Source organism: Tautonia plasticadhaerens, from assembly GCF_007752535.1.
In the GTDB taxonomy this organism is placed as follows: domain Bacteria; phylum Planctomycetota; class Planctomycetia; order Isosphaerales; family Isosphaeraceae; genus Tautonia; species Tautonia plasticadhaerens.
Genome location: NZ_CP036426.1, coordinates 1,480,586 through 1,492,340 on the forward strand (window position 1 = coordinate 1,480,586; position 11,755 = coordinate 1,492,340).

Consider the following 11,755-nt stretch of genomic DNA (forward strand, 5'->3'; position numbering starts at 1 on the left):
CGGGGGCGGGCCGGCCGGGGCGACCGATCAGGGGGAGGGCAGCCGCTCGATCACCCTGGTGACGAGCCGACGCAGCTTCCCCTCGGCCTCGTTGGCGACGGCGATGATCTCCTCGATCACGACCGGTTCCAGGGCGTCGGGCAGGCAGAGGTCGGTGACGATCGAGAAGCCGAGGACCTTCATCCCCGAGTGGACGGCCACGACCACTTCGGACGTGGTGGACATCCCGACCACGTCGGCGCCGATCCCCCGGAGATACCGATACTCGGCCCGGGTCTCCAGGTTCGGGCCGACGATGCCGACGTAGACCCCACGATGGGCGGGGATCCCCTCGTCCAGGGCGATCGACAGGGCGAGATCCTGGAGGCCCCGGTCGTAGGGCTCGATCATGTCGGGGAATCGGGGGCCGAGGCGGTCGTCATTGGGGCCGATCAGCGGGCTGAGGCCCGAGAGGCCGGGGAGGTTGAGGTGGTCGTCGATGACCACTAGGTTGCCCTTCCGATGGAGCGGGTTCAACCCCCCGGCGGCGTTGGAGACGATCAGCGTGTCGCACCCCAGTTCCTTGATCACCCGGATGGGGAAGGTGATCTCGGCCGGGGTGAAACCCTCATACAGGTGGAATCGGCCCTCCATCGCCACGACGGGCAGGCCCGCCAACGTGCCGCAAACGAGCCGGCCGGCGTGGCCCTGGACGCCCGTCGGGCGCGGGAAGTGGGGGATCTCCTCGTACGAGATGGACGCCTCGGCGGCGATCTCCGAGGCGAGCTTGCCCAGGCCGGTGCCCAGGACGATGCCGACCCGGCCGGTGCCCGACCATCGGGCGCGGACGGCCGACACGGCGTCCCGGACGTCGTCCCAGCGGTGGTGCTGCATCGGAGGGGGTTCCGCGCTTCGAGGGTTCGGATTCGGGCCAGCCCGGCGGGAGGGCGGGGCGGGTCCGGGCCGAGTACGATGGCCCGGCGGACCTCCCCGACTCGCCCCCCGCCCCTCCCGGGAGGACGGCCCGGGAAGGGGGGCGGGGACTCGGCTGGGCCCGGTACGCTTCGTAATCGCGGGCGGGACTTCGGGCGATCCGGTCAGGCGCGCCGAAGGATCCGGGCGAACCTCGGGTCCTGGCGGAGGGCCTTCAGGTCCGGGTCTCGGACCATGTGGCGGAAGTGCCGGTATCCCAGGTCGACCGCCCGTTGGAGGGCCTGGAAGGCCGGGTCGACCATGCCCAGCACCGCGTAGCTGCAGGCCAGGTTGTACCAGGGGATCGGCCGGTCGGGCTGGAGCCGGGTCAGCCGGCGGTCCAGTTGCAGGGCCCGGGTCGACTCACCTCGACGGGCGAGGTTGTTGGCCTGGACGCGGAGCACGTCGGCATAATACGGATCACGCTCGAGGATGCGGCCGAGGAACTCGACCTCGAAGTCGCGCTGCGATTGCTCTCGCAGGCATCGGGTCGGGGTCTCGGGGGCCGTCCGATCGCGGTCGGAGTTGCCGGGCAGGGGATTCGAGGCGGCCATGGCACAACGCTCCTGAACCGACCGGGTCGGGGGTCGGACGCACGGGACGACCGATCCGGCCTGTCAAGCCTACTACACTACGGCGCCGAGGCGCGTCGTGCCAAGCCCCCGCCCGTGTCGCGACCGCCCCGATCGGCCGACCCGGGGGCGGAGGGCCCGGCCCCGGGGGCGGCGTTCGGCATCGAGGGGCGATGGGGCACGCCGGTCAGATCTCTTCCTCGTCTTCCTCGATCTCCTCAAGTTCATCATCCTCATCGTCGTCGAAGTCGTCGTCCTCGTCGATGTCGATGTCTCCGAGGTCGTCGAGGTCGTCCTCGTCGTCCTCGTCGTCGAGGTCGTCGTCGTCGTCGAGGTCGTCGTCGTCGTCGAGGTCGTCGTCGTCGTCGTCGAGGTCGTCGTCGTCATCGAGGTCGTCGTCGTCGTCGAACGCCTCCTCGTCGTCACCGGCCTCCTCTTCATCCTCCTCGGGATGTCGGGCGAGGGGCTCGGCCGCGACCGGGCCGCCGAGCGTCAGGGCGGCGGTCGTGTCGTCCTCGAGGGTGGACAACGGGGTCTGGAGGTCCCACATCGGGTCGGTCCTCTTGCCGGGACGGCTCGGGCCGTTCAATTCGGCCCGAAAAGTCGAGCGGGGAAATCGAGTCCGGGATGACCGCGCCGGGCCATTCGGGCCGGGCGGAGTCATACTGGTAGTCTCGTGCCAGGGGATTGTCAAGCAAGGACGCGCGTACGATCGGGGCATCGGGGTTAGATCATCCCGACGCGTCCGACTGGGCTAGCCGGATGACCTGGCCCGAGCCGGCCGATCGGGCGATGGCCTCCTGCAGGCGGACCGTCTCCATCGCCTGTTCGGCCGAACAGCAGGGCGGGCGGCCGGATCGGATGGCGTCGATGAAATCGGCGTCGATGCTGGTCGGGCTCCCGGTCGGTGGAATCTCCTCGAAGCGGGCCTCGGCGCCCGAACCGGACAGCTGGAGCGACGAGTCGCTCGCCCTCAGGGTGCCCGACTCGCCGAAATAGGTGATCTCGAAGAGGGGGCCGGGTGCCACGCCGGAAATCGCCAGCGTCGCCGGGATACCGCCGGACAGCCGGAGGCAAACCGCGTCGACCACGTCGAGCCCCGGCGCCTCCCGTTCCTGGAAGGCGACGACCTCGGCGACCGGACGCCCGGTGGTCCAGATCAGGGCGTCGAGCAGGTGGTCCCCCGCGTCGGCGAGGATCCCGCCGCCGGAGATCCTCGGATCCAGCCGCCAGGCGTTCTCTGGGCCGCCGTGACCGGCCAGCCACGAATCGGCCATGATCGCCGACACCAGCCTCAGGCGGCCGATCGCCCCGTCGGCCAGCCGACGCCTCGCCTCGACGAGGCTGGGCGCCAGCCGGAACTGGTGGCCGACCCCCACGACCCGATCCCTCCCCCGGGCCAGGGAGACGATATCATCGGCCTCCTGGGCGTTGGTCGACAGCGGCTTCTCGATGAAGAGGTGGCAACCGGCCTGGAGCCCATCCATCGCCGGCCGGTAGTGCGACCGGGGCGGGGTGAAGATCGCCAGGACGTCGGGCGCCGCCTCGGCCAGGAGGTGCTGATGGTCGGCGAAGATCGCCACGCAGGCGGGGTCTCCGCCGGGCCCGGCAAGCTCCCGGGCCAGGGCCCGGGCGGCCTCCGGATCCGGGTCGGCGCAGGCAACGATCGAGACCCCGTCGAGTCCCCGGAGCCTCCCGGAATGGATCCGGGCCGCGTGCCCGCAGCCGACGATACCGATCTTCAACGCGGTCATGGTCCTGCACCCGGTTCAGGCCGCCGGTCGGGCGACTCGGGCATTCGGATCGTCGAGACCCCGGGCCCGGCGGCTGGCAACATCCCAGCAAGCCTACGATGCCTCGTCAAGAGCATCGCCCCCGGGGTTGCGATTCCTCCCGATCATCCCCGATGATCCGCCTTGCCGACCCGACCCGGGCGACCCCCCAAGCCGCCCCGGACCGGACCTCCCCGACGACAGTCGGCTTGACTCGGACGTGGGCACGCCCGTATCCTAAACCCTGACGCGATGGTGGCTGTTGCCTAGCGGTTAAGGCGCCAGATTGTGGATCTGGAGATCGCGGGTTCGAATCCCGTCAGCCACCCTCCCCTCCACTTCCGGACTCCTCGACGGTCACCGCCTCGCCGCACACGGCGAGCTTGAACTCGATCCCGGTGATCCTCCGATTTCCCAGGCCTCGGCCGTTTCGTCGTCGAAGCTCGGGCGGGGCACCGGCCCGATTTTTTCTCGGGAGGGAACCGATCCCGGATCCGGGTTGACCCAAACGAACCTGGCCTCTCCCCGGGGGCCTGATCTTCCCGCCTCCGCTCCGCCCGAACCGTCGCCCGACCCCATTCCTCACCCGGGGTGAGTCACCCGGGGATCGGGGATACGGGCGTGATCGCCTTCGCGGGAGTTTCACCGGACCGGGGAGGGGAGATCTGACCAGGGGACGACCGCCGATCGGGACGCCCAGTCGTCGTACAGGGAGGACAGTTCGGCCACCACGTCGGGGTGACGATCGGCCAGATCGTCCGACTCGGTGCGGTCGGCAGCGAGGTCATACAGTTCCCAGGGGCCGGGATGTCGGCTGACGAGCTTCCAGTCACCCCGTCGGACGGCCCGGTTCCCCTCGTGCTCCCAGAAAATTGCGTCGTGGGGCTCCCGGTCTCCACTTTGGAGGGCGGGGGCAAGCGACTTGCCCGCCATCGGGGTGATGGACTGACCGGCGAACGAGGCGGGATACCGGGCCCCGCCCAGGTCGACGCACGTCGCCATCAGGTCGATCAGGTGGCCGGGGGTGGGGAGGAGCGAACCTCCCAGGCCCTCGGGGATTCCCGAGGGCCAGTGGGCGATGAGCGGGGTGGAGATGCCCCCTTCGTGGACCCAATGCTTGGAGCGCCGGAACGGAGTGTTCGAGGCGTTCGCCCATGGGAGCCCATAACTCTGGTACGTGTCGGCCGGTCCCGGAGTCAGGTCGCGGCGATTGCCTTGCAGGACGGGGCGCCCGTCCCGGGTCGTCTCGGGGATGTACAGGGCGTGCGAACTGGGCCCGAGTTCTTCGGCACACCCGCCGTTGTCCGCCAGGAAGAGGATCAGGGTCTCCTCCAGGCGGCCGTCCTCCCGGAGCGCCTCGACGATCCGGCCGACGTTGCGGTCCATCAGCTCGACCTGGGCGGCGTAGACCTCCATCCGGCGGGAGAACCAGGGCCGGTCCACCTCGGGGACCTCGTCCCAGGCCGGTGCCTCCTCGTCCCTGGGCGTGAGCGGCCAGTGACCCTCGACGACCCCCAGGTCGATCATCCGGCGGTGCCGTTCCGATCGGAGGACGTCCCAGCCCTCGTCGTACCGGCCGGAGTACGAGGCGATCGCCTCCGCGGGGGCGTGGAGCGGCCAGTGGGGGGCCGTGAGGGCGACGTAGGCGAACAGGGGACGATCGTCGGGCGCCTCTCGGATGAATTGGGAGGCGTAGGAGCCGATGGCGTCGGTGTAATAGTAATCGTCCCCCTCGGGCGCGATCGGCTCGCCGTCGAGCTGGAGTGAGACGGGGTCGTAGAAGCTGCCCGCGCCATGGATCGTGCCGTAGTGGCGATCGAATCCCCGGGCGATCGGCCCGTTCTCCTCGGCCCGATCCGGCCGACAGACGTGCCACTTGCCGGCCATCAAGGTCGCATAGCCGGAGGGCTTGAGGACCTCGGCGATGGTGACGCTGGATCGGTTCAGGTCCCCCCGGTAGCCGGGGATCCCCCGGTCCTCCATCATGTGGCCCACGCCGGCCTGGTGCGGGTACAGGCCGGTCAGCAGCGAGGCCCGGGTCGGGCAGCACCGGGAAGTGTTGTAGAACTGGGTGAATCGGAGCCCTGCCCGGGCGAGGGCGTCGAGGTTCGGCGTCCGGATCTCTCCCCCGAAGCAGCCGATGTCGGAGAAGCCCATGTCATCGGCCATGATGATGACGAGGTTCGGCCGCCTGGCCTGTTCCGCCGTCGCGGGGCCGACGAGGACCCCGGCGCAGATCGTGACGAGCCATCGAGATCGGTTCATTGGTGCGTCCACCCTCGGGTCGAGGCCGCATGGTCCGTCGGACTCGCCAACCTACCAGCCGTTTCCGGTCGAAGGAACGGCCCGCCCGGGGTCTGAATCCCGAGAGATCGGGGACGGATTGCCGGACCCCGGTCGCAGTCGGTCACCGGGCGGCCCGATCATCCGGGCCGATCCGTCCCGATCGGGCCTCCGCAACGACGTTCGCCTCCATTCGAAACGACGTTCGCCTCCATTCGAGCGGGACGCGAGGGCGCACGCGAACCGCCCCGGCCCCCCGTCGGGGCTCGGGGCGATTGCGGCTCAGAGCAGGTTGACCACGCGGTCGGCCAGGCCCTTCTCGCCGAGCATGATGTTCAGGTGCCCGGTCGAGGCGATCCGCTCCAGGGCCTCCAGCTCCCGGAGCTTCATGAGCATCGGCTGCTCCGCCAGCAACTTCGCGGTGTTGGCCTGGCTGCGGAGCGCGGCCGTCTCCTCCCGACGGGTGATAAGGTTGGCCTCGGCGGCCTTGCGGGCCTCCGTGACCTTGTTCATCAGGTCCCTCATCTCGCCCGGCAGGATCAGGTCGCGGATCCCGGCCGAGCGGACCTCCAGGCCCAGCGCCGAGGCCCGGTCCCGGAGCATCGCCTCGGTCTCCCGGGCGACCTCGTCCTTGTCGGCCAGCAGGGCGTCCAGCTCCCGGGCGCCGATCGACACCCGCAATGCCAGCTGCGCCTCCCGGTAGAGCGCCTGCCGGTAGTCGTCCACCGTGCAGACGGTCCGCCTCGGGTCGGACACGACGTAGGTGACCAGGGCGTTGAGCCGCAGCGTCACCTTGTCGGCGGTCATGATCTCCTGCCCCCCGACGTCCAGGGTCGCCTCGCGGAGGTCGACCTCGACGACCCGGGCATCCGCCGGCCCCCGCCAGAAGGCGTGGAGGCCCGGCTCCAGCGTCTCGGCGTACTGGCCGTCCAGGAACAGGACGCCGGCGTGGTTCCGGTTGACCGAGCAGACGTCGAGCAGCGAGTTGACGCCGGTCGACCTCGCGATCACCTTCAGGTCCTCGTGCTCGAACCGGATCCGGCGGGTCTCGACGACTTCGACCCGGACTTCCCGGGGGCCCGTCCAGTAGGCGTGCAGCCCGGGCCCGAGGACGTGGGAGAAGCGCCCGTCGATCCAGACCAGGGCCCGGCGGTCGTCCTTCAGGTCGACCACGTCGGCCATCGGCTTCAGGGCCCCGGACTTGACGATCAGATCCAGCCGGTCGTGCACCAGGCGTGGGGCCCGCATCGAGACGACCTCGACCTCGATCCGCCCGAGCGGGTCGAAGAACCAGTGCGTCCCCTCGCCGACCAAACCCCGGAACTCTCCCCGACGGAAGAGGAGCCCCTGCTCGAAGCTGCGGACGACCACGCGACGAATCATCGGGAACATGGCGGCACCTCCTCGCCCGGGGCGTCGGCCCGGGGCTCGTCTAGGAATTGATCATGATGATGGGTCCATGGGATGCAAGATGCCCTCCGGGATCGGTTGGACGCCGATCAATCGTCGAGGAGCGGGGTCTCGCTTGAGCCGAGGAGGCCGATCGCCTCGGGGTTCCGGATAGGCGGGATGCCGATCGGCCGGAGCCGACCGACGTCCCCACCTCCCCGGACACCCACCGGCCGTCGGCCCCTTTCGGCGGAATCCGCGAACCTCAGAGCTCCCGTTCCGTGCTGCCGACATCCGGTCGGGACGCCGTCGGGCGCGGTCCGGTTGCCCGGCCCGACTCCCGGCGGCGCCCTCCCCGGGCGACGGCCGATCGGATGTCCTCCCGATCCCTTCGGGCCTTGGTCGAAACGCTGGACAGCGTTCCTGTCAGCCGGTTACGAGCCGGCCACGGTGGTGTGAGCGGGAGTCGAACCCGCAACCCCCAGATCCTCAGTCTGGTGCCCTACCCATTGGGCGATCACACGCCCGATGCCGCCCCGGTTCAGATCCCATGCACGGGACACACCTCCCCGATCTCCCCGGGGGAGAGGAGGGTGCGCCGCTGGCCTGACGGCATCGGCCGCTTGCTTGAAAGCGATTGGGGATGATCATGGATCCCCGAGAGACGCCGGTGGGAGTCGAACCCACTTCGACCGGGTTGCAGCCGGTTGCCTGGCCGTCTGGCTCCAGCGTCGATGGTCCGCGAGGGATGTCCCCGCCAGGAGTCGAACCTGGCCCTCGACCTTCGCACGGTCGCGTGCCTCCCTCACACTCCGGGGACGGGATGGGTCGACCGCAGTGCCCTCGCCAGGAGTCGAACCTGGCCCTCGACCTTCGGAGGGTCGCGTGCCGTCCGACACACCCCGAGGGCAACGATCGATCGTCGGATCAGCAGGGGCGCAAGGATTCGAACCCTGTGGACGGGCTTTGGAGGCCCGCTGCTCTCCCAGGAGCACGCCCCTGTCTGCTGCTTCGATCAGCAAGGGTGTCCGACGGGATTCGAACCCGCCCTTCGAGGCCCACAACCTCGGGTGCTGCCGCTACACCACGGACACCCTCAACCGTTCGGCCAATCCGACAGCGGAAGGGGAGGGATTCGAACCCCCAAGGCTTGCGCTCGCCCGCCTTCCACGCGGGTCCCGTCGCCGATCGGGTGGCCCTTCCATCGAACTCGGCCAGTGGGCGGTGCAGGGATCGAACCTGCGACCTCCCGCACGTCACGCGGGCGCTCTCCCGGCTGAGCCAACCGCCCTCGGGAACGTCCCCGACCCCTGGGACGCAGCGGAAGGGGAGGGATTCGAACCCCCACGCCCCTCTCGGGGCTCACTCGTTAGCACCGAGGCCCGGCCAGCCGTATCCGGCTCCCTTCCTTCGCACTCACCCGCAGTGGACCGCCGGGGAGTCGAACCCCGATCTCCGGTGTGCAAGGCCGGTGTCTTCCCATTGGACGAGCAGCCCATCACGATTATCGGACAAGGTCCGCCCGGGGCTCGAACCCGGACCACCTCCCTACCGAGGAGGCATGCCGCCATAACACCTGCGGACCAGCAGAGTCGTCCCGGCAGGAGTCGAACCTGCGATCACCCGCATGTGAGGCGGGGGCCCTGGCCGCTGGACGACGGGACGAAGCGGAGTCGAGCAGTCGGTCGACGAGGGAGGACTCGACGCTGCAATGCACCCGAGCCCCGGCCGGGTCTCGGTCCACCCGAGAATCCCAGGCCCCGGTAACGATCCGGGCACGCCGGGCTTATGAGACCCGGCCGGGCACCTGCCACGCCTGGTAAGGATCTCCGATCGAGGAGTCGCCCGTGCGGGACTCGAACCCGCCTCTCCCGGTCGAGGGCCGGGTGTCCTGGCCGATGGACGAACGAGCGATCTGCGAGGTGCGCCGGGACGGAATCGAACCGCCAACGCCCGGGGGCGGGGCGGGTTACGGCCACCGGGGCTCTCCGGTGCCCGGCCGACGCATCAGACGAATCCGGAACAAGCGCCCCCGATGGGATTCGAACCCATGACCTCCACCGTGACGGGGTGGCGAGCACTCCAGGCTGCTCCACGAAGGCGTGTCGGAAACCGAGTGGCCCGAGAGGGATTCGAACCCCCACTCTCCCGCGTCTGAGGCGGGTGTCGTTGCCAGTTCGCCTACCGGGCCTGCGGTTGATTGCAGCGTCCCCGTTCATTCCTCGAAGATCGGGGAGGAGGGCTCGAACCTCCACGACCGGCCTCAGAAGCCGGAGGCCTACCGATTCGCCGATCCCCGAGCGTGCCCCGCGGGAGTCAAACCCGCCTGTCCGGCGTGGGGGGCCGGTGCCTGTGCCGATCGGCCAGGGACACGTCTCGCAAGAGGCGGAAGGAGAGGGATTCGAACCCCCAAGGCTCATCGCTCGGCCGCGTTCGAGGCGGCTGCCGTCGCCGATCGGCGTGTCCTTCCGTCGAGCACTGGCGGCAGGAATCGAACCTGCGACCCTCCGGTTAACGGCCGGACGCCCGTACCAGCACAGGCCCCACCAGTGTGAATGTCCCGATCATTCGGGAAGTCGGGGCGGCCGGATTCGAACCGGCGCTCTCCTGGACCCGAACCAGGCGGATTCCCAGCCTTTCCCACGCCCCGATCGTCGAAGTGCCCAGCGGGAGTCGAACCCGCACATCCGCCATGGCAAGGCGGTAGGCTTCCCCTACATCATGGGCACGATGATCGATCGCCGGATTGTCAAAGAGCCGAGGGCACCGGGTGGGACTCGAACCCACGCCACCGCCGTACGGGGGCGGTGTCCTTGCCGCTGGACCACCAGTGCAGGTGTCGATGGGACCAGAGGGGCTCGAACCCTCACGTCGCCGGTTAAGAGCCGGGCATGCTGCCGCTCGCATCCTGGTCCCGAGTGATCGAGGTTTCATGTAAGTCGGACCTGAAGGACTCGAACCTCCGCCTTGCGGTGATCGGCCGCGTGTTCTGCCGCTGAACCAAGGGCCGGACGGACGGCGACCGGTCGGCCGTCCGAGTGGGTCGGGTGGCGCTCGAATCCACGTCTGCGGTGTTTCAGGCCGCCGCTAAACCATCTCAGCTACCGACCCGTCGCGGGGAAACGAGAGCGGCCTGGTCGTCCTGGGGACGACCGGGCCGCTGCGATGGCTCGCAAGATCGGCGATCGATCGTCAGAGCAGCAGGGGGCGGACGGGCATCGAGGACGGGGCGGGACAACTCCCGGTCCGACCCTCGGCCCTCGTTCCATCTCGGTTGGCCTGCAAAAACCACGACATCGCTGCCCCGCTCCCTCGGCCGTGACCCGGGAGGCGCCGGGCCACCCGGCCCGATCGCCCGCCCTCATCCCCGTCGTACAAACCCTAGACGGCGACCCCTCGCGAGATGTTCGCGCCACTCGCGATTTTCCCCGGTCCTGGCTCGTCCCATCAGCGAATGATCGTGCGACCCAGCGGGACCTCGATCTCCTCGGAGCCGCCATTGCGGAGGACGGTCACGGTGATCGTCTCCCCCGGCGCGTGCGATTCGACCTCGGTGAGCATCTCGCTGACGCTCTCCACCCGGATGCCGTCGATGGCCCGGATGACGTCGGCGGAGTCGGGGTCGATCCGGGCCCGGACGAACGGCCCTTCCCGGACGTATCGCACGCGGAGCGGGCGGATCCCGGCGCGATCGGCCGGGCCTCCAGGCTCGACGCCCAGCACGAGCAGCCCCTGGTCGAGCGAGTAGACCCGGCTGATGCCCAGCGTCGCCCGCTCGACGAAGCCCTGCTCGACGAGCGGCCGGAGGACGCGCTTGATCATGGTGATCGGCACGGCGAAGCCGATACCGGCCGACTGGCCGACCTTGCTGTAGATCGCCGTGGTCATGCCGATGACCTCGCCCCGGGCGTTGAGCAGCGGGCCCCCGGAATTCCCCGGGTTGATCGAGGCGTCGGTCTGGATCACGCCCCGGATCATCCGGCCGTTCTGTGCCTCCAGCGAGCGGTCCAGGCTGCTGACGATGCCGGTCGTCAGGGTCCTCTCCAGGCCGAACGGGTTGCCCAGGGCCAACACCTTCTGGCCGACCCTCAGATCCGAGCTTTCCCCCAGGACCACCGGGAACAGCGTCTCCGCCGGCGCGGAGACCCGGATGACCGCGACGTCGTTGCTGGGGTCGGTCCCCACGACACGGGCGTCGAGCACCGAGCCGTCGAAGAGGCCCACCTGCACCACGTCGGCCCCCTCGACGACGTGGTGATTGGTGAGGATGTATCCGTCGTCGTTGATGACGAACCCGGAGCCCGACCCGGAGACCTCGGCGTCCTGGAACAGCCCCCGGACGGTGGCCGAGGTCGAGATGTTCACCACCGCGCGATTCACGGACTCATAGACGCCGATGTTGTTCAGCTCGTCCGCATTCCCGCCCACATCGACGATCCCGGGCCGATCGACGGGAGCTGGGGCCTCGGGGGAGCGGCCCTCAGGGGGGCTCGACGGGAGGGGAGGCCGGGCCGCCTCCCGGAAGATCGGCCCGTCCGAGGCGCTCCGGCCGTCCCTCCCGTTGAAGACGAAGGCCGCGACGATCAGCGTGAGGACCATCGTGACCACATGGGGACCGATCACCCCCAGGAAGTTCCGAGTTCGGGTGCCTTGCATGATCCTTGTCCAGGTTCGGGCGATCGACCGGTCCGGCCGGGGGCCAGGCCTCGTCCGCCGGGTCGAGGTCAGGTTCGAGCCGAGCGACTCTCTCCGGTCGGGATCGAGGCAAATCGACCCCATTTCGCGAGT

7 protein-coding genes and 25 tRNA genes are annotated in these 11,755 nt (G+C 69.6%); 1 reads left to right on the forward strand and 31 read right to left on the reverse strand.

Going from position 1 to position 11,755, the window contains the following annotated elements; genetic code table 11:
- Positions 1-27: 27 nt before the first annotated feature.
- From ElP_RS05605 to ElP_RS05620, 4 genes are all read right to left on the reverse strand, one after another.
- Positions 28-873 (reverse strand): purine-nucleoside phosphorylase, encoded by an 846-nt coding sequence (locus tag ElP_RS05605; RefSeq protein WP_145267698.1) that lies wholly within the window; start codon positions 871-873, stop codon positions 28-30.
- Positions 874-1,076: 203 nt separating this feature from the next.
- Positions 1,077-1,505 carry a TPR end-of-group domain-containing protein gene (locus ElP_RS05610; RefSeq protein ID WP_145267699.1) on the reverse strand — a complete coding sequence of 143 codons (429 nt, stop codon included), beginning with the start codon at positions 1,503-1,505 and terminating at the stop codon, positions 1,077-1,079.
- A gap of 205 nt (positions 1,506-1,710) precedes the next feature.
- Positions 1,711-2,073 carry a hypothetical protein gene (locus ElP_RS37660; RefSeq protein ID WP_197446737.1) on the reverse strand — a complete coding sequence of 121 codons (363 nt, stop codon included), beginning with the start codon at positions 2,071-2,073 and terminating at the stop codon, positions 1,711-1,713.
- Positions 2,074-2,254: 181 nt separating this feature from the next.
- Positions 2,255-3,277, reverse strand: coding sequence for a Gfo/Idh/MocA family protein (locus tag ElP_RS05620; protein WP_145267700.1), 1,023 nt, complete (start codon positions 3,275-3,277; stop codon positions 2,255-2,257).
- A 273-nt stretch (positions 3,278-3,550) separates the two neighbouring features.
- On the opposite strand from ElP_RS05620, the gene ElP_RS05625 reads away from it, so the two are divergent.
- Positions 3,551-3,623, forward strand: a tRNA-His gene (locus ElP_RS05625).
- A gap of 314 nt (positions 3,624-3,937) precedes the next feature.
- On the opposite strand, the gene ElP_RS05630 is transcribed toward ElP_RS05625, so the two are convergent.
- The 27 genes from ElP_RS05630 to ElP_RS05720 form a co-directional block, all read right to left on the reverse strand.
- Entirely contained in the window at positions 3,938-5,560 is a 1,623-nt protein-coding gene (locus ElP_RS05630; RefSeq protein ID WP_145267701.1) for an arylsulfatase, read from the reverse strand.
- Positions 5,561-5,860: 300 nt separating this feature from the next.
- Entirely contained in the window at positions 5,861-6,970 is a 1,110-nt protein-coding gene (locus ElP_RS05635; RefSeq protein WP_145267702.1) for a slipin family protein, read from the reverse strand.
- Between the two features lie 448 nt (positions 6,971-7,418).
- A tRNA-Leu gene (locus tag ElP_RS05640) sits at positions 7,419-7,490 on the reverse strand.
- Positions 7,491-7,629: 139 nt separating this feature from the next.
- Positions 7,630-7,700: transfer RNA gene (locus ElP_RS37380), tRNA-Cys, on the reverse strand.
- 105 nt (positions 7,701-7,805) lie between these two features.
- Positions 7,806-7,877, reverse strand: a tRNA-Arg gene (locus tag ElP_RS37385).
- Between the two features lie 21 nt (positions 7,878-7,898).
- Positions 7,899-7,968: transfer RNA gene (locus tag ElP_RS37390), tRNA-Trp, on the reverse strand.
- Between the two features lie 22 nt (positions 7,969-7,990).
- Positions 7,991-8,061: transfer RNA gene (locus ElP_RS05645), tRNA-His, on the reverse strand.
- Between the two features lie 26 nt (positions 8,062-8,087).
- Positions 8,088-8,170 (reverse strand) — tRNA-Ser (locus ElP_RS37395).
- 15 nt (positions 8,171-8,185) lie between these two features.
- Positions 8,186-8,258, reverse strand: a tRNA-Val gene (locus ElP_RS05650).
- Positions 8,259-8,288: 30 nt separating this feature from the next.
- Positions 8,289-8,376, reverse strand: a tRNA-Ser gene (locus ElP_RS37400).
- 17 nt (positions 8,377-8,393) lie between these two features.
- Positions 8,394-8,464, reverse strand: a tRNA-Ala gene (locus ElP_RS05655).
- A 95-nt stretch (positions 8,465-8,559) separates the two neighbouring features.
- Positions 8,560-8,632 (reverse strand) — tRNA-Val (locus ElP_RS05660).
- Between the two features lie 176 nt (positions 8,633-8,808).
- Positions 8,809-8,880, reverse strand: a tRNA-Glu gene (locus ElP_RS05665).
- Between the two features lie 10 nt (positions 8,881-8,890).
- Positions 8,891-8,973 (reverse strand) — tRNA-Tyr (locus tag ElP_RS37405).
- 21 nt (positions 8,974-8,994) lie between these two features.
- A tRNA-Asp gene (locus tag ElP_RS05670) sits at positions 8,995-9,069 on the reverse strand.
- 15 nt (positions 9,070-9,084) lie between these two features.
- A tRNA-Leu gene (locus ElP_RS05675) sits at positions 9,085-9,158 on the reverse strand.
- A gap of 37 nt (positions 9,159-9,195) precedes the next feature.
- Positions 9,196-9,267 (reverse strand) — tRNA-Gln (locus tag ElP_RS05680).
- A gap of 1 nt (position 9,268) precedes the next feature.
- Positions 9,269-9,340, reverse strand: a tRNA-Gly gene (locus ElP_RS37410).
- A 13-nt stretch (positions 9,341-9,353) separates the two neighbouring features.
- Positions 9,354-9,437 (reverse strand) — tRNA-Ser (locus ElP_RS37415).
- 6 nt (positions 9,438-9,443) lie between these two features.
- A tRNA-Asn gene (locus ElP_RS05685) sits at positions 9,444-9,518 on the reverse strand.
- Between the two features lie 25 nt (positions 9,519-9,543).
- Positions 9,544-9,617, reverse strand: a tRNA-Pro gene (locus ElP_RS05690).
- A gap of 8 nt (positions 9,618-9,625) precedes the next feature.
- A tRNA-Gly gene (locus tag ElP_RS05695) sits at positions 9,626-9,696 on the reverse strand.
- 33 nt (positions 9,697-9,729) lie between these two features.
- A tRNA-Thr gene (locus ElP_RS05700) sits at positions 9,730-9,801 on the reverse strand.
- A gap of 9 nt (positions 9,802-9,810) precedes the next feature.
- Positions 9,811-9,883: transfer RNA gene (locus ElP_RS05705), tRNA-Lys, on the reverse strand.
- Positions 9,884-9,905: 22 nt separating this feature from the next.
- Positions 9,906-9,978: transfer RNA gene (locus tag ElP_RS05710), tRNA-Ile, on the reverse strand.
- A gap of 28 nt (positions 9,979-10,006) precedes the next feature.
- Positions 10,007-10,078, reverse strand: a tRNA-Phe gene (locus tag ElP_RS05715).
- A gap of 336 nt (positions 10,079-10,414) precedes the next feature.
- The gene (locus ElP_RS05720) at positions 10,415-11,623 is read right to left on the reverse strand and encodes a S1C family serine protease (protein WP_145267703.1); all 1,209 of its coding nucleotides are present in this window, start codon (positions 11,621-11,623) and stop codon (positions 10,415-10,417) included.
- Between the last annotated feature and the right edge of the window lie 132 nt (positions 11,624-11,755).

What these genes read in the sequence shown, in the direction of transcription:
- ElP_RS05605 (WP_145267698.1), bottom strand. Translation starts at nt 873, where the DNA reads ATGCAGCACCACCGCTGGGACGACGTCCGGGACGCCGTGTCGGCCGTC.
- ElP_RS05610 (WP_145267699.1), bottom strand. Translation starts at nt 1,505, where the DNA reads ATGGCCGCCTCGAATCCCCTGCCCGGCAACTCCGACCGCGATCGGACG.
- ElP_RS37660 (WP_197446737.1), bottom strand. Translation starts at nt 2,073, where the DNA reads ATGTGGGACCTCCAGACCCCGTTGTCCACCCTCGAGGACGACACGACC.
- ElP_RS05620 (WP_145267700.1), bottom strand. Translation starts at nt 3,277, where the DNA reads ATGACCGCGTTGAAGATCGGTATCGTCGGCTGCGGGCACGCGGCCCGG.
- ElP_RS05630 (WP_145267701.1), bottom strand. Translation starts at nt 5,560, where the DNA reads ATGAACCGATCTCGATGGCTCGTCACGATCTGCGCCGGGGTCCTCGTC.
- ElP_RS05635 (WP_145267702.1), bottom strand. Translation starts at nt 6,970, where the DNA reads ATGTTCCCGATGATTCGTCGCGTGGTCGTCCGCAGCTTCGAGCAGGGG.
- ElP_RS05720 (WP_145267703.1), bottom strand. Translation starts at nt 11,623, where the DNA reads ATGCAAGGCACCCGAACTCGGAACTTCCTGGGGGTGATCGGTCCCCAT.